The following is a 20,158-nucleotide window of genomic DNA, read 5'->3' as shown; positions in this document are numbered from 1 at the left end:
GATAATGGCCGGATGCTCCACGTCATCCTGTTCAATCCCGAGATTCCGCCGAACACCGGCAACGTGATTCGCCTGTGCGCGAACACCGGCGCCGCACTGCATCTGATCCGGCCGCTCGGCTTCGAGCTCGACGATGCACGCCTGCGCCGCGCCGGCCTGGACTACCACGAGTACGCCAGCGTCGCGGTGCATGACGACCTGGCCGGCTGCCTTGACGCGATCGGCATGCCGCGCGTGTTCGCCTTCACCACACGCGGCCGCGTCGCCCACGTCGATGCCCGCTTCGCCGACGGCGATGCGCTGCTGTTCGGCTGCGAAACCGCCGGGCTGCCGGGCGACGTGCTGGCGTCGATTCCCGCCGAACGACGCTTGCGCCTGCCGATGCGCCCGGACAGCCGCAGCCTCAACCTCTCGAACACGGTTGCCGTGGCCGTCTACGAAGCCTGGCGCCAGCTCGGCTTCACGGGCGCCGCAGAGGTCTGATCCCGGCCGGCGGGCTACAATTGCCTGATGAACGTCGCCACCCCCAATTCCTGGTTGCCGCAGCCGCTGCGCAAGCTCGCCGGCCGCGCACTGGAAACCGCGCTGAATCACATCCTGTCGCTCGATCCCGACACGCAGCAGCGGCTGGCCGTGTTGAACGGCCGCAGCGTGCAACTGCACCTGCGCGGCCCGGAAATCGCGCTGGCGGTGACCGTCGAAGACGCAAGCCTGCACGTGGGGCCGCCGCAAGAGGAGAGCCAGCTGCGCGTCGCCGCCACCCCCGGCAGCCTGCTGGCGATGATGTTCCGCCGCGACGACGATGGCATCGCCCCGGGCAAGGTGGAGATTGCCGGCGATGCCGAGCTGGCGCGTCGACTGGAGAAACTCGCCGGCAAGTTCGCCCCGGATTTCGAGGAAGCGTTCGCCCGCACCTTCGGCGACGTGCTCGGCGTGCCCATGGCCCGGGCCGTGCGCAACGGCCTGGCCCACGCCCGCGACACTGCCAGTCACCTCACCGAGGACGGCGCCGACTGGCTACGCGACGAGGTACGCGTGGCAATGGCGCCGGGCGAGGTCGATGGTTTTCTTGACGGCGTGGACGAACTGCGCGAACGCAGCGAGCGGCTGGAATCGCGCGTGCAACGGCTGCGGCAGCGCGTGCAAGGCAACGCCGCGTGACGCCGCTGAAGGTGGTACCGCGCCTGTTGCGGGTGGCTTCGGTGCTGCTGGCGTACCGGCTCGACGAACTGGTCGACGCCGCCCACCTGTACCGCCCGCTGAAACTGCTGCGGCCGCTGGTGGCGCGTCCGCGCGTCGACATCACTGGCCTGGCGCGCGGCGCGCGCCTGCGTCATGCGCTGACCGAACTCGGGCCGATTTTCGTCAAGGCCGGCCAGGTGCTGTCCACCCGCCGCGACCTGATACCGGCCGATATCGCCGACGAGCTCGCACTGCTGCAGGACCAGGTCGCGCCGTTCCCCGGCAGCGAGGCGCGCACCATCGTCGAGCAGGAATTGAAACTACCGATTGGCCGTCTATACGCCCGGTTCGACGAAACACCGCTGGCGTCCGCGTCGATCGCACAAGTGCATGCCGCCACCCTGCACGATGGCCGCGAGGTGGTGGTGAAGGTGTTGCGTCCAGGCATCGACGCGCAGATCGCCCGCGACGTGAAGCTGCTGCGCTCGCTCGGCGAGCTGGCCCAGCGCTGGCACCCGAACGCCGACAAGATCCGCCCGCTCGACGTGGTCGCCGAAGTCGAGAAGATGCTGGAAAACGAGCTGGACCTGCAGCGCGAAGGCGCCAGTGCCAGCCTGCTCAAGCGCAACTTCGCCAGCGGCGTGGACTTGTACGTGCCGGCGGTGCATTGGGAGCTGACCAGTGCGCGCGTACTGACACTGGAGCGCGTGCACGGCATCAGCTCGGACGACATCGCCGCGATCGATGCCGCCGGCCTCGACCGCAAGGCGCTCGCCGTCAAGGGCGTGCGGGTGTTCTACGAGCAGGTGTTTCGCGACAACTTCTTCCACGCCGACGCCCACCCCGGCAACATCTGGGTCGATCCCTCGCGCACCGGCGAGCCGCGCTTCATCGCGCTGGATTTCGGCATCATGGGTTCGCTGCCCGAGGCCGACCAGTACTGGCTGGCGCAGAATTTCATCGCGCTGTTCGAACGCGACTACGCGCGCATCGCCAAGCTGCACGTGGATGCCGGCTGGATGCCCGCCGAGGTGCGACTGGACGAACTGGAGGCCGCGGTACGCACGGTATGCGAGCCGTACTTCACCCGCCCGTTGTCGCAGATCTCGCTGGCCGAGCTGGTGGTGAAGCTGTTCCAGACCGCCCGCCGCTTCGAGCTTACCCTGCAGCCGCAACTGATCCTGCTGCAGAAGACCCTGCTCAACATCGAAGGCGTCGGCCGCATGCTCGACCCGGAGATCGACATCTGGGCAGTGGCGCATCCCGTCTTGAAGCGCATCCTGCGCGAGCGCTACAGCCCGCTGCGCACCCTGCGCGAAGTGCGCAAACGACTTCCCGAATGGCTGCACGAGGCTCCGCAATTCCCCGGTCTGGTACGCGACGCGCTGCGCCAGGTCGGCCGTGGCGAGCAGCGCACGGCGAGCGACCCACTGGCCCTGAAGCTGCAACTGGACAGCGCGCGTCGCCAGCACAAGCTGATCGCCTGCAGCCTGCTCGGCAGCACGCTGCTGATCGCGGCAGTGCTGCTGTGGACGCTGGCACCGCAGCACGGCATCTGGCCACCCGCATGCTCAGGCGTCGCCGGCCTGCTCGCGTTCGCGGTCGGCTGGCCACGCTCGCGCTGACCGCCCCGCTCCACGGTGGGAGCGACTTCAGTCGCGATACTTTTTGCTCGACTTGCCGGGCGAGGCATCGCGGCTGAAGCCGCGCCCACAGACCGCGCCGCCATTGCCTGACAGACAGACACGAATGATCGACATCCTCTACCAGAACGACGCACTGATCGCGGTGAACAAACCCGCGAACCTCGCCGTGCACCGCTCGAAGATGGTCGGCAACGCCGAGGAGTTCCTGATTGATCTGCTGCGCGAGCAGGTGGGCGACAACGTGTACCTGGCGCATCGACTCGACCGCGCGACCAGCGGCGTGCTGCTGGTCGCGCGCAGCAAGGAGGTCGCCGCCGCGCTGGGCGAGCAGTTCATGGGACGATCGGTGCACAAGCAATATCTGGTAGTGGTCCGCGGCTGGCCCGACCCGGATGAAGGCCTGATCGATTACCCGCTGCCCGGCTCGCGCGAAACCGGCCCGCGCCGCGAGGCACGCACGCACTACCGCCAGCTGGCCACGATCGAGGTGCCGATCGAACTGGGCCGCTACCCGCAGCAACGCTATGCCCTGCTGCTGGCCGAACCGGCGAGTGGCCGCTTCCGCCAGATCCGCAAGCACCTGGCGCATATCCATCACCCGGTGATCGGCGACTGCCAGCACGGCCGCGGCGATCACAACCGGCTGTACAAGCAGCACTTCGGTTGCCACCGGATGCTGCTGCACGCGTGGCGGCTGCGTTTCGCCCATCCGCTGACCGGCGCGGCGATGGAGGTCGAGGCGCCGCTGGACGATGCGTATGTCGGGTTGCTTCAGCGCTTCGGCTGGACCTTGCCAAACGTCACTCCCATGCAGGAGCGGCTTCAGCCGCGATGCTTTTGACTGATGGATCGGAGAGCATCGCGGCTGAAGCCGCTCCTACGGATTCGTGCCATCCCCTACACTTCCCCGCATGCTGACGATCAGCCGCACTCTCTCTCTGCCCGAATCCGAACTGGTCGAACGCTTCCTGCGCGCCGACGGCCCCGGCGGACAGCACGTGAACCGCACCGAGAGTGCGGTGGAGCTGCGTTTCGACGTCCTCAACTCGCCATCGCTGCCCGAGGAGGTTCGTGCGCGATTGCTGGCCCGGCGCGACCGTCGGCTCACCGCCGAGGGCGTGCTGGTGATCCAGGGCCGGCGCTTCCGCGACCAGGCGCGCAACCGTGACGACGTGCGCGAGCGGCTGGCCGAACTGATCCATGGCGTGCTGCTGCCACCGAAGAAACGCGTCGCCACCCGACCGACACGCGCCTCCAAGGAACGCCGGCTGGCCGGCAAGCAGCAGCGTGGCCGGATCAAGCAGAACCGTTCGCGCAAGCCGGATCTCGAATGAGCCGGCATCTGTTCACTCCCACCCAGTTGCCGAAGCGGATGCCCCGTCTGCGCGACGGCTGGCAGCGCCGCATTTGTCGCAGCGTGCTGCGCCTGTGCGGCTGGAGTCTTTCAGGTGAATTCCCGAATACGGCGAAACTGGTGCTGATCGCCGCGCCGCATTCGTCCTGGTGGGACGGCGTGTGGGGCCTGCTGATCAAGGTTGCGATCGGTGCCGACGTGCACTTCATGGCCAAGCAGGAGCTGTTCCGCGGGCCACTCGGCGGCCTGCTGCGTCGACTCGGCGGCATGGCGATCGACCGCGGCGCGGCCAAGGGCGTGGTCGAGCAGATGGCCGACCAGTTCCGCCAGCGCGATGCCTTCTGGCTCGGCATCGCGCCGGAAGGCACGCGCAAGCCGGTGGCCCGCTGGAAGAGCGGCTTCTGGCACATCGCCCACGATGCCGGCGTGCCGGTGTTCCCGGTCGCCTTCCACTACCCCGACAAGACCATCCAGCTCGGCCCGCTGTTCGACACCAGCACCGACATGGAGGCGGACATTGCCCGTCTGCGCGCGTGGTACGCGTCGTTCAAGGGCAAGCATCGCGACGTGTAGGATCCCCATCACTCCCGGTTCATCCGGTCTGGATTGGCCTGCGCATGCTGCTGAGCCGGCAAGGCGCCGGCCGTGACGCGCTACCGGCTTTGCCGCCGCCTTTCGCCTATGCGCGCTCACCAACGTGCTCAGTCCGAAGGTGGCGCTGTTCTACCTTGCCTTCCTGCCGCAATCCGTCTCGCTGCACGCGGCGCATGCGCAACTCGGCTTGCCCTGCTGCAACGCAAGCCGAGCATCGGGCTGTGGATGGACCGTGCCTGCGGCACCGCGCTTCGTTCGTCTACCGCTGCGAATGCCCCGGATCGTCGTAGTCGCGATGTGTCAGCAGGCCGGGGCGGACCAGGTCGACGAAGGCGCGTGCCTCGGCGCTCAGGAACTTGCCCTTGCGCATCACCACGCCGTAGCTGCGCTGCGGGAAATACCGTTTCATGTTGCGCACGGCCAGTCGTGTGTGGTCGGCCTCGGTGATGCAGATGCCGGTGACGATGGAGATGCCCATGCCCATCGCCACGTATTCCTTGATCACGTCCCAGCCGCCGACCTCGATCGCCACGTGGTATGGCACCTGGCGCTGCTGGAACACCAGGTCGACCAGCCGATACGTGGACAGACGCTGCGGCGGCAGGATCAGGCCATACGGCGAGATGTCCTCCAGGGCAATCTTCTCCTGCGCCGCCAACGGATGGTCCAGCGGCATGATCAGCATCGGGTCGTAGTGGCGCAGCGGCGCCCAGGCGATGTCATTGGGCACGTCCAGCATCGAGCCGACCGCGAAATCGGCGGCATCAGCGCGCAGCAGCGCCAGGCCATCCTTGCCGGTGACGTTGGCCAATTGCAATTGCACGGCCGGAAAGCGTTCGCGGTAGCGGCGCACCAGATCGGGTAGCAGGTACTGGATGGTGGAAGTGCCCGCGGCGATGACGAGGCGGCCTGCTTGCAGACCCTTCACCTTCGCCTGGAAATCGCGATCCAGGGTATCCCAGCCTTCGACCAGCGGCCGCGCCAGTTCGTAAAGTGCCTCGCCGGCATCGGTGAGGTTGACGCGGCGGCGGCGACGTTCGAGCAGGCTTGCCCCCAGCTCCCGCTCCAGCGCCTGCAACTGCAGGCTGATGGTGGGCTGCGACAGATAAAGCGCCTCGGCCGCACGGGTCAGCGTACCCAGTTTCACCACGCTGACGAAGGCCCGCAGTTGCTTGTGACGATTGCCCTTGTAATAGAAACGGCCGCCCGCGTCGTCGGCGCGCTCAACGGCATCGCGCTTTTTTGTTGTGCTGCGGCGCGGTTTTTTGGGCTTGTTCATCGCACCAACCGGGATTTTCATCGAGCTATTTCATGTAGTTGGATATTACATTGACTATGCTCATAGTAATGATTGAAACATTCGCTTTGTCAAATATACGATCTTCGGTCTAGCTTCGAGTCATCCCGACACGGAGCGAACGCATGGCAGTCCCGCAGGAAAAACTCGGTATCGGCAGCCTTGAGGTGCATGCCGATCACGCTGGCTACGAAGGCATCCTGAGCCCCGCGGCGCTGGCTTTCCTGGCACGGCTGCATCGTCAATTCGACGCCACCCGGCGACGTCTGCTGCAGGCCCGGCGCGAACGCCAGACAGGGTACGACGCCGGCGGCCTGCCGGATTTCCGCGCCGATACGCGGGCGATCCGCGAGTCCGACTGGACGGTGGCGCCAATCCCGGCCGCGCTGCGCGACCGCCGCGTGGAGATCACCGGCCCGGTCGAGCGCAAGATGCTCATCAACGCGTTGAACTCCGGCGCGAAGGTGTTCATGGCCGACTTCGAGGATTCCTCGGCACCGACCTTCGCGAACCAGCTCGACGGCCAGGTGAACCTGCGCGACGCCGTGAACGGCACGATCGAATTCCGCTCGCCCGAGGGCAAAAGCTATCGCGTCAACGACAACCCGGCCGTGCTGATGGTGCGTCCCCGCGGCTGGCACCTGCACGACAAGTTCTTCATCGTGGACGGCGAGCCGATGGCCGGCGCACTGGTGGACTTCGGCCTGTTCGTGTTCCACAACGCCCGCATGTTGCACAGCCGCGACCGCGGCCCGTACTTCTACCTGCCGAAGCTCGAAGCGATGGAGGAAGCCGCGCTGTGGGAGGCGGTAATGGCCGCGGCGGAGGACGAGTTGCAGCTGCCGGTCGGCACGATGAAGGCCACCGTGCTGATCGAAACGCTGCCGGCGGCGTTCCAGATGCACGAAATACTGCACGCACTGCGCCGCCGCGTGGTCGGCCTCAACTGCGGTCGCTGGGATTACATTTTTTCGTACCTGAAAACCCTGCGCGGCCATCGCGACCGCCTGCTGCCGGAACGCGGCCAGGTGCAGATGACCGCGCCGTTCCTGAAGGCGTACTCCGAACTGCTGATCCAGACCTGCCATCGCCGCGGTGCGTTCGCGATGGGCGGCATGGCTGCGCAGATCCCGATCAAGGGCGACGAGGCGGCAAACGAAGCCGCGCTGGCCAAGGTGCGCGCCGACAAGTTGCGCGAAGTGCAGGCCGGCCATGACGGCACCTGGGTGGCACACCCGGCGCTGGTGCCGGTGGCGCAGCAGATTTTCGACGAGTACATGCCGGCACCGAATCAGCTGAGCGTGTTGCGCAACGACGTGCAGACGAGCCGCGAACAACTGCTCGCCGCGCCGAACGGCACCATCACCCGCGCCGGCTTCGACAACAACGTCGAGGTCTGCCTGCGCTATACCGCCGCCTGGCTGGACGGCCTCGGCTGCGTGCCGATCCATCACCTGATGGAAGACGCAGCCACTGCCGAGATCGCCCGCGCGCAGCTGTGGCAGTGGTTGGACCACGGAGATCTCGAATTCCCCGATCACGCACCGATCGATTTTGCCCTGTTCGACCATGCGGTCGCCGCACACACCCATCGCCTGCGCGGCAGCCATCACCCCGGCGCCAACCGCGCCGACGATGCCGCCGCCCTGCTCGGCGCGATGACCCACGCCGACACGCTGGGCGACTTCCTCACCCTGCCCGCCTACGAACGACTCGCCTGACCGCGCGACCAACCCCGTGGGAGCGGCTTCCGCCGCGACAGGAGCATCGCGACTGAAGTCGCTCCCACAGACACCTTTCGCCACGGAGCCACGCCATGAAGACCAACCTGCCCACCGCCGAACAGATCACGCTGGACTGGAACAACAACCCCCGCTGGGCCGGCGTCCAGCGCAACTACTCCGCCGATGACGTGGCACGCCTGCGCGGTACGGTGACGGTCGAACACTCGCTGGCTCGCCGCGGCGCCGAGCGGTTGTGGAAGTCGCTGCACAAGGAGGACTTCGTCAATGCACTGGGCGCGCTCACCGGCAACCAGGCGATGCAGCAGGTCAAGGCCGGCCTGCAGGCGATCTACCTCAGTGGCTGGCAAGTCGCCGCCGATGCCAACGTGGCCGGCGAGATGTATCCCGACCAGTCGCTGTACCCGGCCAACTCGGTACCGCTGGTGGTCAAGCGGATCAACAACACCCTGCTGCGCGCCGACCAGTTGCATCATGCCGAAGGCAAGGACGACTGCGACTGGCTGGTGCCGATCGTGGCTGACGCCGAGGCCGGCTTCGGCGGCGTGCTGAACGCGTTCGAGCTGATGAAGGCGATGATCGAGGCCGGTGCCGCCGGCGTGCACTTCGAAGACCAGCTCGCATCGGTGAAGAAGTGCGGCCACATGGGCGGCAAGGTGCTGGTGCCCACCCGCGAGGCGGTCGACAAGTTGAACGCCGCGCGACTGGCCGCCGACGTCGCCGGCGTACCGACCCTGATCGTGGCGCGCACCGATGCCGACGCCGCCGATCTTTTGACCTCGGACATCGACGCCAACGATCGCCCGTTCATCACAGGCGAGCGCACGGTCGAGGGCTTCTATCGGGTGCGTCCAGGCCTGGATCAGGCGATCAGCCGCGGTCTCGCCTACGCGCCGTACGCCGACCTGGTCTGGTGCGAAACCAGCAAGCCGAATCTCGACGATGCGCGCAAGTTCGCCGAGGCGATCCATGCGAAATTCCCGTGCAAAATGCTGGCGTACAACTGCTCACCCAGCTTCAACTGGAAGCAGAACCTCGACGACGCCACCATCGCCAACTTCCAGAAGGAACTGGGTGCGATGGGCTACAAATTCCAGTTCATCACCCTTGCCGGTTTCCACAGCCTGAACTACGGCATGTTCGACCTCGCGCACAACTATGCCCGCCGCCAGATGAGCGCGTTCGTCGAATTGCAGGAAAAGGAGTTCGCCGCCGCCGATCGTGGCTTCACCGCGGTGAAGCATCAGCGGGAGGTTGGCACCGGCTATTTCGATGCGGTGACCCAGGCGATCCAGCAGGGTCAATCCTCGACCACCGCCCTGACCGGCTCCACCGAGGAAGCGCAGTTCAAGCAAGCGTCAGCGGCCTGAATTTGCAACGGTTTGCCGATTGGGGATTGCTCGTTCTGTGGGCACGACCATCGCGCCAAGGGACGGGATTGTCACATGGCAGAAACCACCGGGATGCCTGTCCGGGCAGTGACTGACGCATCCGCGTCGGTGGTCGCAACCAGCTGGTTGCGACCACCCTCCTTGGCCCTATACAGCGCAGCATCGGCATCACCGAACAGCTGATGCAGCTGATGGCCGGAGATGTCACTGCAGGCAAGGCCAAAGCTGGCGGACACCGCGATCGTGTTCTGCGCATCCAGGATCAACGGATTCTCGATCAGCTGGCGACGGATGCGGCTGGCGACTTCGATGCCCTGATCGCGCGAGCAGGCCGGCATCAGGATGCCGAACTCCTCGCCGCCGAGACGACCGAATACGTCGGATTCGCGCAACTCGCTCCGACAGATAGTCACCGTGTGACGCAGTACTTCGTCGCCGGCCGGATGCCCATGCGTGTCGTTGACTCGCTTGAAGTGATCCATATCCAGCACCACCAGGCAGACCTCCGCGCCGGTCCTATGCAATCGCCGCACGACCCTTCCGGCTTCGTCGAAGAAATATCCGCGATTGAACGCTCCGGTCAGGCCGTCATGCCGTGCCATCTGCCGAAAGCGCAGCTGCGAGCGCCTGAGCCAGAACATGGCACTCATGATGAAGGCGAGCATCGCCAGCAGCAGCGCGATGAGCAGGTGGCTGGTTTCCTGTGCCTGACTTGCCAGCGCCTGGCGCAGCTCGAGAATCCGGTTCTGCTTGCCCAAGGCGTCGAGCTTCATTTTCTTGGACAAGACATTCTGCTTGACCATCTGGTAGGCCAAGGCGCGTGTCTTGGCATCGTCCATGCCGGCCTTGTATTGGACTACGTACTTTTCATAGTAACTCAGCGCCAGATGATCATTGCCGGCCCGCTTCCCGATTTCGTAAAGCAGTTCGTAAGCTACCTGCAGCGGCCAGGTAAAACTGCCAGGATCGCTCGCTGCCACCGCAGCCAGCGCTGCCCGTCTCGCATCAGCGTCGTTGCCCAGTTTCGCGTAGGACTGTGCGAGGCTGACATGGAGATCGGCAATATGCGGCTGGAAACCGGATCGAAGGATGCTCGGCTCGATGCTTTTCAGCAGGGCAATCGCCTGGTCCGGGTGACCCTCCTCTTTCAGAAAGTCCGCACGAGTAAGACGCAGCGTGTTGGCGAACACTGCCTGTTTGTCGGCAAGACACACGGCAATGGCTCGAAGGAGTCCGGGATCATTCGATGAAAGCGTAATCATCGCGTTGAACTTGTAGGAATAATTCCCGCATCGGTTTTCGGGAGATGCCCTTTCAGGATCCAGCTGCTGCGCGTACTTCAAGGCCTGATCGGACTCTCCCGCCAAGCCAAGCATCTGCACGATCGCACGCAGAGCCTGTGCATGAGCGGCGCTGTCAGTGACCCCCGGCAGATCGACCATCAACGTATTGGCCAACTTGAAGGCTTCTTCGTAATGATGATTGATCGCCAGATTGGTGATCAGCTTCGCGGTTGCCCGGGTCGCCAATGCCGCATCGCCCGAATGATCAATGACGTCGCGCAGAAGGGGGGCGGCCCTGTCAAAGCTCCCATCGAGGCTTGCCTGATAGGCGTCCAGATACCGCAGGTGCCATCGTTGCGCCGGGGTAAGTTGGCGCTCCTCCTCATGAAGCTGTTTGAGAGCGGCAGCGACGCGTGCGTGATCGGTTAGCTGGAATTTTTCAACCTGAGCAAGCAGGAGTGCTGGGCCAGCTGGGTCAGAAGTCGCGGCCGCGGCGCTGCCGACGGCAACGCCGAGAAGCGCCCCCATCATAAGGACGCGCCTCGCGAAGCAAACTGACGCGGAACATTTCATGTACCGACCGGAAGGTTATGGGTTTGCCGCTACGTTGAATCTGCACCATTCGTCAAGATTTAACCAATTTCTTCGGTGGCTTTATCGTCGCCATCAAACCCGGTCTGACCATTTCCGTCATGGTCGCCGTCGCTGTCATGGTCGTCGTGCCCGCCGCCGTCATTGTTGTTCACGTGATCAGGTGTCTTGACGTCCCTGTGGCCAAGTTCCTTCATCAAGTGGCCTCATCGCCCGAGATGACCGCCTGTTTGAGTGCGTCGCTAGCCTGGAGTGAAAGCCGATCCGGAATGTCATCCGGGTTCGGCAAATGCTCGGTGACTACGGTTGCGCCGGCGGCACCAGCGCGATCACCAGCCAGCCCGGGCGCGGCTCAAGTTCGCGCTTGGTCGAAGCGACCCGCAGCTGGCCCTTTTCCTCCACACCGAACATCAGCACCGTGTTCGAGCCGTATTGCTCGATGAAGTGCGGCCAGTCGAAGGTCACCGTGAGCCGGGTCGACTTGATCCGCCAGCCTTGCGCGAGCATGTCGGCAAAGCGGCCGTGGGTCATATCCTCGTCGAACAGCGGCGGCGCCAGCAGAGTGCCGGCGAGCGCGGCGCGAGCGGTGTTCTCCTGCGGGGTCAGGTTGCGCAGCCGATACACCCGCTCGCGCCCGAACTCCTGGCGATAGTGCACGCAGGCCAGCGAATTGCGTTCGCGATGCGTCGACACCGCCAGCAGGCGGCCGATTCCCGTGAGATCCAGATGACGCTCGGCATGCGGTGAGGCCGGATTGCCGAAAAACGTGGCCAGGCCTTCCATCCGCGCCTGGCGAATACCGTCCCAGTCGTCATCGGCCAGCACCACGCGGAAGCCGGCCTCGTGCAACGACTTGCCGATCGCGCGGGCCACCTGGTCGGAACCGAAGATCAGCACGCCGCGCGGCTCCGGTTCGGCCACCTTCAGCCAGATCGCCAGCGGCCGCGCGGTGGCGCTCTGCAGGATCACCGTGCCGATGATCAAGGTGAACACCAGCGGCACCAGCGCGTCGGCACCGGCCACGCCGAGCTGGTCCAGGCGCAGCGCGAACAACGCCGACACCGATGCCGCCACGATGCCGCGCGGTGCCACCCAGCCGATCAGGGCGCGCTCGCGCCAACTGAGGCTGCTGCGAAAACTGGCAATGGCCACCGTCACCGGCCGCACCACCAACTGCGCGATCACGAACAGCGCGATGCCGGCACCCAACATGCCATCCGGCAGCGGCCAGTGCAGCCGCGCCGCGAGCAGGATGAACAGCAGCGACACCAGCACCGTGGTGAGGCTTTCCTTGAAATCGAGGATGTCGTCGATGTGCACGCCGCGCAGGTTGCCCAGCGCAATGCCCATGATCGTCACCGTCAGCAGGCCCGATTCGTGGGTGAGCGTGTTCGAGATGCTGAAGGCGAACAGCACGGCGGCCAGCACGGCGTAGTTCTGCAGGTATTCGGGGATCATCTGATGACGCAGGAAAAACGCCATCAGCCACGCCGACAGCGCGCCGGTCACCACGCCGCAGCCCACCGTCGCCACGAAGATGCCGAGGGTGTGGCCCTCCTGATGCGAGACGATCGCCTCGTAGATAAGTACGGCGAACAGCGCGCCCAGCGGGTCGATCACGATGCCTTCCCAGCGCAGCGTGTTGGCGATGCGCGCATTCGGCCGCAAGGTGCGCAGCATCGGCGCGATCACCGTCGGCCCGGTCACACAAGCCAGTGCGCCGAACAACAGCGCGATCGGCCACGCCAGGCCGGCGACGATGTGGGCGGCCCATGCCAGCAGCAACAGCGAAGCGACAGCTCCATAGCTGACCAACCCGCGCACCGCCTTGCCGATCCCCGGCAAATCATGGAAGCGCAAGGTCAGGCTGCCCTCGAACAGGATCAGCGCCACCGCCAGCGACACGATCGGAAACAACAAATCGCCCAGCAGCTTGTCCGGATCGAGCAGCCCGGTGACCGGTCCGAGCACGATGCCGGCCAGCAGAAGAAAGACGATCGCCGGCAGTTTGACCCGCCACGCCAGCCATTGCGCCAGGAAGCCGATCATCAACATGCCGGCGAGCATCAGGCCTAGCTCGATAGTCATCGCAGTCCCTGGAAATACAAGACCGCTATCGGAGCATGTGTCGACGCCGGCGTCCAGCCGGCGCGCGAACGCCTCAGCGTCGCCGATACTGCAGCGCCTCGGCCAGATGCTCGCGCTCCAGCAGCGCGGCACCGCCATCGATATCGGCGATCGTGCGAGCGACCCGCAGCACGCGGTGATAGGCCCGAGCGGAGAGGCCCAGCCGCTCCAACGCATTCTCGAACCAGCGCCGCTCGGACGGGCCAAGTGCGCAGTCGCGCTCCAGTTCGCGCGTGCTTATTTCGGCGTTCGGGCGACCGGCGCGCATCAGCGCATGGCGCCGCGCGCCCAGCACGCGCGCGCGTACCGTCGCGGAATCCTCGTCGCGCCCGCTGCGTGGCGATCCGAGGTCGGCCAATGGCATCGACGGCACTTCCACACAAAGATCGATGCGATCGAGCAACGGGCCGGAAATGCGCGCGCGATAGCGCTGGATCTGATCGGGCGTGCACTGGCAGCGCTGGCGCGGATCACCCGCGTAACCGCAAGGACACGGATTCATTGCCGCCACCAGCTGGAATTGCGCCGGAAAGGTCGATTGCCGCGCCGCCCGCGAAATCAGGATCTGGCCCGATTCCATGGGCTCGCGCAGCACCTCCAGCACGTGTCGGCTGAATTCGGGCAATTCGTCGAGGAACAGTACGCCATTGTGCGCCAGCGAAATTTCACCCGGGCGCGGATACGATCCGCCGCCGACCAGCGCCACCGCCGATGCCGTGTGATGCGGCGAACGAAACGGTCGCCGCCGCCAGCGCGCCAGATCGGTTACCTGGCCGGCCACCGACAGCACCGCGCAGGTCTCCAGTGCCTCCGACTCCGACATCGGCGGCAGGATCCCGGGCAGGCGTTCGGCGAGCATGGTCTTGCCGGTCCCCGGCGGGCCGATCAGCAGCAGGTGATGACCGCCGACCGACGTAATCTCCAACGCACGACGCGCCTGCAATTGTCCACGCACATCGCTCAGGTCCGGTCCGTCGTCCGCACCGCCGTCACCGGGCAGGCCGACCGGCGCGGAAAGTTCATCGGCTCCGCGCAGCCATCCGCACACCTCCGCCAGCGTGTCGGCTACCCGCACATCCACATCCGAGACCAGCGCGGCTTCCGCGGCGTTCTCACGCGGCACCACCACTCGTCGGCCGCGCGCACGCGCGCGCAGCAATGCCGGCACCACGCCGGATACGCTGCGCAACGCACCGGTCAGCGCCAGCTCGCCGAGAAATTCACAATCGTCCAGCTTCTCGCGCGGCACCTGGCCGCTGGCGGCAAGAATGCCCAGCGCGATCGAGAGATCGAAACGGCCCCCGTCCTTGGGCAGTTCGGCCGGCGCCAGGTTCACCGTGACGCGGCGACCGGGATATTCGAAAGCCGTGCTCTGGATCGCCACACGCACACGATCGCGCGCCTCGCGCACCGCGGCCTCGGGCAGACCGACGATATTCGTGCACGGCAAGCCGCCGGAGAGATGCACCTCGACCACGACCTGCGGCGCGGCGATCCCTTCCTGGGCGCGACTGAGGGTGACCGCAAGACTCATGCGGCGTAAGGGCGATGGCGCATGGTGGAGGGGGCGCTGACAGGCACGGACATCGAGCGGCTCCATCAGCGACGCTGAATAAATAACCGCCTCCGATCGTTCTCGGGGTGAGGGTGACGGATCGGAGGCGGCTCCCGGGAGGTGGTTGTCACGAACCCGTGCGGGCAGACACCGTGGCTTCGAGCTCGGCCACGCGTCGCTCCAATTCGTCGACCTTGGCACGGGTACGTGCCAGTACCTGGGTCTGGACTTCGAATTCCTCGCGGGTGACCAGTTCGAGGCGGCGCAATCCTTGCGCCAGAACATCCTGGAAGTTGGTTCGCAAATCCTGATGCGCCTGTGCCACCCCTGGCGGTACCAACGACACAAGTCGCAGGGCAATCTGGTCGATATCCTGCCTATCCATCATGGATAGCGCCTCGCACTCGTCGAGGTAAATACTAGGTGAAGGGAAATCGGTCGCGCCATCGGTATGCTCCGTCAAAGTTTGTAAGGATTGTCCTACACGGGTTGCGCTCAGGCGACATTACCCATCCACACAGGCAAAATGCGGCTTTGGCCCGGGCCGATGCCTTTCAAGGAACAACCCATGAAGCTGGTCGTGGCGATCATCAAGCCGTTCAAGCTGGACGATGTACGCGAGGCGCTGGCCGAAGTCGGCGTGCAGGGGATCACGGTAACCGAAGTAAAGGGTTTCGGCCGCCAGAAAGGTCACACCGAGCTGTACCGCGGCGCCGAATACGTGGTCGACTTCCTGCCCAAGATCAAGCTCGAGGTGGCGGTGGCCGACGACCAGCTCGACCGCGTGCTGGAGGCCATCCAGCACTCCGCCCGCACCGGCAAGATCGGCGACGGCAAGATCTTCGTCAGCACGCTAGAGCAGGTGATCCGCATCCGCACCGGCGAACTGGATCACGACGCACTGTAACTTGCGACAGCCCATACCGGCACTCGCCACAAGCGGCTTTTCCTCGACTTATACACAACTTGTTGGGTTGACCCTGTCCCGGGCACCCGATATGTTGTGCCCGTCGGTGCCCGACCAGATGCGACATCGGTCGGGCTTAAAAGGGAATCCGGTGTGACTCCGGAACTGCCCCGCAGCGGTAAAGCGGAAACGAAAGCACCCACATTGCACTGGCCCTCCGTGGCTGGGAAGCGGGAGCGAGTAGGCGGATCGCAAGATCCACGTCCGCAAGTCCGAAGACCTGCCGGCACATCGGGACGAACGTGTCCCGGTGCGTAGTGACGGCTTCCGCGGGGAAGTGCGTCGTGAAGCCGGTCGCCGCATGGCGTCCGCTTGCGCGTCGCCTCCGGAATCCATCGCTATCAGGCCCTGCTCGAGGGAAGCAGGCGTTTGATGTCCATGCCGGAGCCACCAAGCCATGCAACCCCTCGATACCGTCGAGCGCGAGCGCACCGTCGCGCGCGCCGATTCATCCGTCCCTTCCGCCGACGAAGCCGCGTTCACGCTGACCCCGCCGCACAACGCGGCACCGATGCACGTGACCAAGCGCAACGGCGGCCAGGAAACCGTCGACGTCAACAAGATCGTGCGCGCCGTGACGCGCAGCGCCGAAGGCCTGCACGGCGTCGACCCGCTGCGGGTAGCGCTGAAGACCATCGGCGGCCTGTACGACGGCGCCACCACCCAGGAACTCGACCAGCTCTCCATACGCACCGCCGCCGGCCTCACCGCCGAAGAACCGGAATACGGCCAGCTCGCCGCACGCCTGCTGAGCGCGTATATCGACAAGGAAGTCAGCGGCCAGGAAATCCAGAGCTTCTCGCAGTCGATCGCGCGCGGCGCCGAGCTCGGTATCCTCAACGACCGCCTGCGCGATTTCGTGGCCGCCAACGCGCGCAAACTCAACGACGCGATCGATCCGCTGGCTACCCGCCGCTTCGAATATTTCGGCCTGCGCACTGTGTACGACCGCTACCTGCTGCGTCACCCGCAGCAGCGCCTGGTGATCGAGACTCCGCAGCACTTCTTCATGCGCATTGCCTGCGCGCTGGGCGGCAACGAGATCGGCGAGACGCTGGAGCTTTACCGCCTGTTGTCCTCTCTGGAATACATCGCCAGCTCACCTACCCTGTTCAACGCCGGCACCGCGCACGAGCAACTGAGCTCGTGCTACCTGCTCGACTCGCCGGTCGATTCGCTGGAGTCGATCTACGACAAGTACGCCGACGTCGCCAAGCTCAGCAAGTTCGCCGGCGGCATCGGCCTGGCGTATTCGCGCGTGCGTTCGCGGGGCTCGCTGATCCGCGGCACCAACGGCCACTCCAACGGCCTGTTGCCATGGCTTAAGACGCTGGACGCCTCGGTCGCCGCGGTGAACCAGGGCGGCAAGCGCAAGGGCGCGGCCTGCGTCTACCTGGAATCGTGGCACGCCGACGTCGAGGACTTCCTCGAACTGCGCGACAACACCGGCGACGACGCCCGCCGCGCGCACAACCTCAACATCGCCAATTGGATTCCCGACGAATTCATGCGCCGGGTCGAGAGCGACGGCGAGTGGTCGCTGTTCGATCCGAAGGTGGTTCCGCACTTCGTGGACAGCTGGGGTGAAGCATTCGACGCTGCCTATCGCAAGGCCGAGGTCGACGGCCTCGCCGTGAAGACCGTCAAGGCACGCGAGCTGTACGCACGCATGATGCGCACGCTCGCGCAGACCGGCACCGGCTGGATGACGTTCAAGGACCGCTGCAACGCCACCAGCAATCAGACGGCCAAACATGACAACGTGATCCACCTGTCCAACCTGTGCACCGAGATCCTGGAAGTCAGCTCGGCGACCGAGACGGCGGTATGCAATCTCGGCTCGGTGAACCTGGCGCGGCACGTGCGCGATGGCGCGTTCGACTTCGACCAGCTCGCCTCGACCGTGCGCACTGCGGTGCGCCAGCTCAACCGGGTGATCGACCTCAACTACTACCCGATCGACACCGCGCGCAACGCGAACATGAAGTGGCGCCCGGTCGGGCTCGGCGTGATGGGCCTGCAGGACGTGTTTTTCAAACTGCGCCTGCCATTCGATTCGGCCGAGGCGCTGGCGCTGTCCACCCGCATCGCCCAGGAGATCTACTTCAACGCCCTGTCGCAATCGGCCGAGCTGGCCGAGGCCGAAGGTCCGCATCCCGGCTTCGCCGAAAGCCGCGCCGCCAACGGCGAGCTGCAGTTCGATCACTGGCCGAATGCCACACCGCATGACAGCACGCGCTGGGACGCATTGCGCGAGAAGATCACGCGACACGGTCTGCGCAACTCGCTGTTGATCGCGATCGCGCCCACCGCCACCATCGCCTCGATCGCCGGATGCTACGAATGCATCGAGCCGCAGGTGAGCAACCTGTTCAAGCGCGAAACGCTGTCAGGCGATTTCCTGCAGGTGAACCGTTACCTCGCCGACGAGTTGAAAGCACTCGGGTTATGGAGGTCCGAAGTGCGCGATGCGATCAAGCGGGCAGACGGCTCGATCCAGGACATCGTGGCGATTCCCGAACGTTTGCGCGCGATCTACCGCACAGTCTGGGAACTGCCGCAAAAGGCACTCATCGACTTGGCCGCCGCACGCGGCGCGTACATTGACCAGAGCCAGTCGCTGAACCTGTTCACGGAAAACCCGAACATCGGCCAGCTGAGCTCGATGTACATGTACGCGTGGAAGGCCGGCATCAAGACCACGTATTACCTGCGCTCGCGGCCGGCCACGAAAATCGCCAAGACCACGGTATCGGATCAGGCCCAAGCGACTGCGGCCGTCGTCTGCTCGCTGGAAAACCCCGAGTACTGCGAAGCCTGCCAGTAAATGAGGAGTGAGTGGAGAGGAGTGAGAAATGAGAGAAGGCAGCGGCAATCCGCTTTACCTCTCTTCCGTCACTTCTCATCACCCGTTTCTCGCCCTGCGGCGCATGACGGTACACATGCGACTGACCTGATCGAGGGCGGAGCGGACAGCCTCCGTTTCACTTTCGGGAAACCAGCCGAGCTGTTCGCACAAGGTGACTTGCGTTTCCAGCTCGGCGACGGAGCCTTGGGCAATGGCAAGGAACTGGGACTTCTCCCGTTTCGACTCTCGCGTCCAGCCCTCGGCAATGTTGCTTGGTACGGAAACCGCAGCCCGCGTGAGCTGGCTTCGCATCCCATACACCTCTTCCCGCGGGAGCAGGGCCGTCAACCGATAGATCTCCCGCGCCATTTCCATTGCCCGGTTCCACACCACCGCTTCTCGATAATACATAGGACCTCCCTGTCATGAGCGCATCATCTCTCGTTTCTCACTCCTCTTCACTCACTCCTTCACTCCTCGACCCCGGTTTCGAACTCACCCTGCGTCCGATGCGCTACCCCGGCTTCTACGAGATGTACCGCAACGCGATCAAGAACACCTGGACCGTCGAGGAGGTGGATTTCTCGATGGACACCAACGACCTCGACAACAAGATGTCCGCCGCCGACCGCCACCTGATCCAGCGGCTGGTGGCGTTCTTCGCCACCGGCGACACCATCGTGTCGAACAACCTGGTGTTGAATCTTTACCAGCACATCAACGCGCCGGAGGCGCGCATGTACCTGTCGCGCCAGCTGTACGAGGAAGCGCTGCACGTGCAGTTCTACCTCACGCTGCTGGACACCTACATCCCCGATCCGGCCGAGCGCAACGGCGCGTTCGCCGCAATCGAGACGATCCCGTCGATCCGTCAGAAAGGCGCGTTCTGCTTCAAGTGGATCGATTCGATCCAGGATCTTCGCCGGCTGGAAACGCGCGAGCATCGCCGCCAGTTCCTGCTCAACCTGATCTGCTTCGCCGCGTGCATCGAGGGGCTGTTCTTCTACGCCGCGTTCGCCTACGTCTACTACCTGCGATCGCGCGGCCTGCTGCACGGCCTGGCCGCCGGCACCAACTGGGTGTTCCGCGACGAGAGCGGGCACATGGCGTTCGCGTTCGAGGTGGTGCGCACCGTGCGCGAACAGGAACCGGAGCTGTTCGACGATGCCATGCGCGCGCAGGTCGAGCAGATGATGGAGGACGCGATCGCCTGCGAGACCCAGTTCGCCGAAGACGTGCTGTCCGGCGGCGTGGCCGGCATGTCGGTGAAGGACATGCGCCAGTACCTCGAATACTGCGCCGACCAGCGCTTCGCCCAGCTCGACATGCCGAAGAAGTACGGCGCGAAGAACCCGTTCGACTTCATGGACCTGCAGGACGTGCAGGAACTGGCCAACTTCTTCGAACGGCGCGTCTCGGCCTACCAGGTCGGCGTGCAGGGCGAGGTGGCGTTCGACATGGCGTTTTGAAGGAGTCGCGGCCCGTTCCTGACGGCCTGGTCGCGTGCAGCTCATGGCCACCGTGCAAGTGCACCACTCGTCCGGGCATGGCGCCCTCGCGGCGCCGGCTCTTTCATCCCTG

At 65.0% G+C, this 20,158-nt stretch carries 18 protein-coding genes and 1 riboswitch; of the genes, 11 read left to right on the top strand and 7 right to left on the bottom strand.

From position 1 onward, the window contains the following. Nucleotides 1–12 precede the first annotated feature (12 nt). The 6 genes from trmL to CIW53_RS00455 all read left to right on the top strand — a co-directional run bounded on the left by trmL (nt 13) and on the right by CIW53_RS00455 (nt 4,755). Nucleotides 13–483, top strand: a complete 471-nt coding sequence (gene trmL, locus CIW53_RS00480) for a tRNA (uridine(34)/cytosine(34)/5-carboxymethylaminomethyluridine(34)-2'-O)-methyltransferase TrmL (protein WP_149362746.1) — start codon at nt 13–15, stop codon at nt 481–483. 27 nt (nt 484–510) lie between these two features. After that, the gene (locus CIW53_RS00475) at nt 511–1,161 is read left to right on the top strand and encodes an SCP2 sterol-binding domain-containing protein (protein ID WP_149362745.1); all 651 of its coding nucleotides are present in this window, start codon (nt 511–513) and stop codon (nt 1,159–1,161) included. Further along, entirely contained in the window at nt 1,158–2,807 is a 1,650-nt protein-coding gene (ubiB, locus tag CIW53_RS00470; protein WP_149362744.1) for a ubiquinone biosynthesis regulatory protein kinase UbiB, read from the top strand. Before CIW53_RS00475 ends, ubiB begins: the two co-directional genes overlap by 4 nt. Nucleotides 2,808–2,931: 124 nt before the next feature. Then, nucleotides 2,932–3,669, top strand: a complete 738-nt coding sequence (locus CIW53_RS00465) for a pseudouridine synthase (protein ID WP_149362743.1) — start codon at nt 2,932–2,934, stop codon at nt 3,667–3,669. A gap of 70 nt (nt 3,670–3,739) precedes the next feature. After that, entirely contained in the window at nt 3,740–4,162 is a 423-nt protein-coding gene (gene arfB, locus CIW53_RS00460; protein ID WP_149362742.1) for an alternative ribosome rescue aminoacyl-tRNA hydrolase ArfB, read from the top strand. Then, nucleotides 4,159–4,755: a 1-acyl-sn-glycerol-3-phosphate acyltransferase gene (locus tag CIW53_RS00455; RefSeq protein ID WP_149362741.1), complete on the top strand. Its 597-nt coding sequence runs from the start codon at nt 4,159–4,161 to the stop codon at nt 4,753–4,755. Before arfB ends, CIW53_RS00455 begins: the two co-directional genes overlap by 4 nt. Nucleotides 4,756–5,035: 280 nt before the next feature. Here CIW53_RS00455 and CIW53_RS00445 read toward each other — a convergent pair whose 3' ends face one another. Beyond that, on the bottom strand, nt 5,036–6,076 hold the full coding sequence (locus CIW53_RS00445; RefSeq protein WP_149362740.1) for a LysR family transcriptional regulator: 1,041 nt from the start codon (nt 6,074–6,076) through the stop codon (nt 5,036–5,038). Nucleotides 6,077–6,198: 122 nt separating this feature from the next. Here CIW53_RS00445 and aceB point away from each other — a divergent pair, with 122 nt between their 5' ends. Then, complete coding sequence (gene aceB, locus CIW53_RS00440; RefSeq protein ID WP_149362739.1) at nt 6,199–7,794, top strand: malate synthase A; 1,596 nt, start codon at nt 6,199–6,201, stop codon at nt 7,792–7,794. Between the two features lie 95 nt (nt 7,795–7,889). Continuing rightward, complete coding sequence (gene aceA / locus CIW53_RS00435; RefSeq protein WP_149362738.1) at nt 7,890–9,185, top strand: isocitrate lyase; 1,296 nt, start codon at nt 7,890–7,892, stop codon at nt 9,183–9,185. A 71-nt stretch (nt 9,186–9,256) separates the two neighbouring features. Here the strand turns inward: aceA and CIW53_RS00430 are convergent, their stop codons facing one another. The 5 genes from CIW53_RS00430 to CIW53_RS00415 all read right to left on the bottom strand — a co-directional run bounded on the left by CIW53_RS00430 (nt 9,257) and on the right by CIW53_RS00415 (nt 15,150). After that, the gene (locus CIW53_RS00430) at nt 9,257–11,017 is read right to left on the bottom strand and encodes a GGDEF domain-containing protein (RefSeq protein WP_207105461.1); all 1,761 of its coding nucleotides are present in this window, start codon (nt 11,015–11,017) and stop codon (nt 9,257–9,259) included. Between the two features lie 104 nt (nt 11,018–11,121). Beyond that, complete coding sequence (locus tag CIW53_RS17590; protein ID WP_172969548.1) at nt 11,122–11,277, bottom strand: hypothetical protein; 156 nt, start codon at nt 11,275–11,277, stop codon at nt 11,122–11,124. Between the two features lie 103 nt (nt 11,278–11,380). Beyond that, nucleotides 11,381–13,168, bottom strand: coding sequence for a sodium:proton antiporter (locus tag CIW53_RS00425; RefSeq protein WP_149362736.1), 1,788 nt, complete (start codon nt 13,166–13,168; stop codon nt 11,381–11,383). A gap of 73 nt (nt 13,169–13,241) precedes the next feature. Then, nucleotides 13,242–14,741, bottom strand: a complete 1,500-nt coding sequence (locus CIW53_RS00420; protein ID WP_149362735.1) for a YifB family Mg chelatase-like AAA ATPase — start codon at nt 14,739–14,741, stop codon at nt 13,242–13,244. 148 nt (nt 14,742–14,889) lie between these two features. Then, on the bottom strand, nt 14,890–15,150 hold the full coding sequence (locus CIW53_RS00415) for an accessory factor UbiK family protein (RefSeq protein ID WP_149362734.1): 261 nt from the start codon (nt 15,148–15,150) through the stop codon (nt 14,890–14,892). Between the two features lie 180 nt (nt 15,151–15,330). Here CIW53_RS00415 and glnK point away from each other — a divergent pair, with 180 nt between their 5' ends. Both glnK and CIW53_RS00405 read left to right on the top strand, forming a co-directional pair. Further along, nucleotides 15,331–15,669 carry a P-II family nitrogen regulator gene (gene glnK / locus CIW53_RS00410; RefSeq protein WP_149362733.1) on the top strand — a complete coding sequence of 113 codons (339 nt, stop codon included), beginning with the start codon at nt 15,331–15,333 and terminating at the stop codon, nt 15,667–15,669. A gap of 87 nt (nt 15,670–15,756) precedes the next feature. Next, nucleotides 15,757–15,972, top strand: a riboswitch (cobalamin riboswitch). Between the two features lie 154 nt (nt 15,973–16,126). Further along, nucleotides 16,127–18,556 carry a ribonucleoside-diphosphate reductase subunit alpha gene (locus CIW53_RS00405; protein WP_149362732.1) on the top strand — a complete coding sequence of 810 codons (2,430 nt, stop codon included), beginning with the start codon at nt 16,127–16,129 and terminating at the stop codon, nt 18,554–18,556. A 78-nt stretch (nt 18,557–18,634) separates the two neighbouring features. Here the strand turns inward: CIW53_RS00405 and CIW53_RS00400 are convergent, their stop codons facing one another. Beyond that, on the bottom strand, nt 18,635–18,988 hold the full coding sequence (locus tag CIW53_RS00400; RefSeq protein WP_149362731.1) for a four helix bundle protein: 354 nt from the start codon (nt 18,986–18,988) through the stop codon (nt 18,635–18,637). A 14-nt stretch (nt 18,989–19,002) separates the two neighbouring features. Here CIW53_RS00400 and CIW53_RS00395 point away from each other — a divergent pair, with 14 nt between their 5' ends. Further along, nucleotides 19,003–20,046, top strand: a complete 1,044-nt coding sequence (locus CIW53_RS00395; protein WP_149362730.1) for a ribonucleotide-diphosphate reductase subunit beta — start codon at nt 19,003–19,005, stop codon at nt 20,044–20,046. Nucleotides 20,047–20,158 lie beyond the last annotated feature (112 nt).

It is taken from the genome of Rhodanobacter sp. T12-5 (assembly GCF_008329435.1).
In the GTDB taxonomy this organism is placed as follows: Bacteria; Pseudomonadota; Gammaproteobacteria; order Xanthomonadales; family Rhodanobacteraceae; genus Rhodanobacter.
The sequence above is the reverse complement of the archived record's forward strand: the minus strand, read 5'-3'. Positions and strand labels throughout refer to the sequence as shown.

What these genes read in the sequence shown, in the direction of transcription:
- trmL (WP_149362746.1), top strand. Translation starts at nt 13, where the DNA reads ATGCTCCACGTCATCCTGTTCAATCCCGAGATTCCGCCGAACACCGGC.
- CIW53_RS00475 (WP_149362745.1), top strand. Translation starts at nt 511, where the DNA reads ATGAACGTCGCCACCCCCAATTCCTGGTTGCCGCAGCCGCTGCGCAAG.
- CIW53_RS00465 (WP_149362743.1), top strand. Translation starts at nt 2,932, where the DNA reads ATGATCGACATCCTCTACCAGAACGACGCACTGATCGCGGTGAACAAA.
- arfB (WP_149362742.1), top strand. Translation starts at nt 3,740, where the DNA reads ATGCTGACGATCAGCCGCACTCTCTCTCTGCCCGAATCCGAACTGGTC.
- CIW53_RS00455 (WP_149362741.1), top strand. Translation starts at nt 4,159, where the DNA reads ATGAGCCGGCATCTGTTCACTCCCACCCAGTTGCCGAAGCGGATGCCC.
- CIW53_RS00445 (WP_149362740.1), bottom strand. Translation starts at nt 6,076, where the DNA reads ATGAAAATCCCGGTTGGTGCGATGAACAAGCCCAAAAAACCGCGCCGC.
- aceB (WP_149362739.1), top strand. Translation starts at nt 6,199, where the DNA reads ATGGCAGTCCCGCAGGAAAAACTCGGTATCGGCAGCCTTGAGGTGCAT.
- aceA (WP_149362738.1), top strand. Translation starts at nt 7,890, where the DNA reads ATGAAGACCAACCTGCCCACCGCCGAACAGATCACGCTGGACTGGAAC.
- CIW53_RS00430 (WP_207105461.1), bottom strand. Translation starts at nt 11,017, where the DNA reads ATGGGGGCGCTTCTCGGCGTTGCCGTCGGCAGCGCCGCGGCCGCGACT.
- CIW53_RS17590 (WP_172969548.1), bottom strand. Translation starts at nt 11,277, where the DNA reads ATGAAGGAACTTGGCCACAGGGACGTCAAGACACCTGATCACGTGAAC.
- CIW53_RS00425 (WP_149362736.1), bottom strand. Translation starts at nt 13,168, where the DNA reads ATGACTATCGAGCTAGGCCTGATGCTCGCCGGCATGTTGATGATCGGC.
- CIW53_RS00420 (WP_149362735.1), bottom strand. Translation starts at nt 14,741, where the DNA reads ATGAGTCTTGCGGTCACCCTCAGTCGCGCCCAGGAAGGGATCGCCGCG.
- CIW53_RS00415 (WP_149362734.1), bottom strand. Translation starts at nt 15,150, where the DNA reads ATGATGGATAGGCAGGATATCGACCAGATTGCCCTGCGACTTGTGTCG.
- glnK (WP_149362733.1), top strand. Translation starts at nt 15,331, where the DNA reads ATGAAGCTGGTCGTGGCGATCATCAAGCCGTTCAAGCTGGACGATGTA.
- CIW53_RS00405 (WP_149362732.1), top strand. Translation starts at nt 16,127, where the DNA reads ATGCAACCCCTCGATACCGTCGAGCGCGAGCGCACCGTCGCGCGCGCC.
- CIW53_RS00400 (WP_149362731.1), bottom strand. Translation starts at nt 18,988, where the DNA reads ATGTATTATCGAGAAGCGGTGGTGTGGAACCGGGCAATGGAAATGGCG.
- CIW53_RS00395 (WP_149362730.1), top strand. Translation starts at nt 19,003, where the DNA reads ATGAGCGCATCATCTCTCGTTTCTCACTCCTCTTCACTCACTCCTTCA.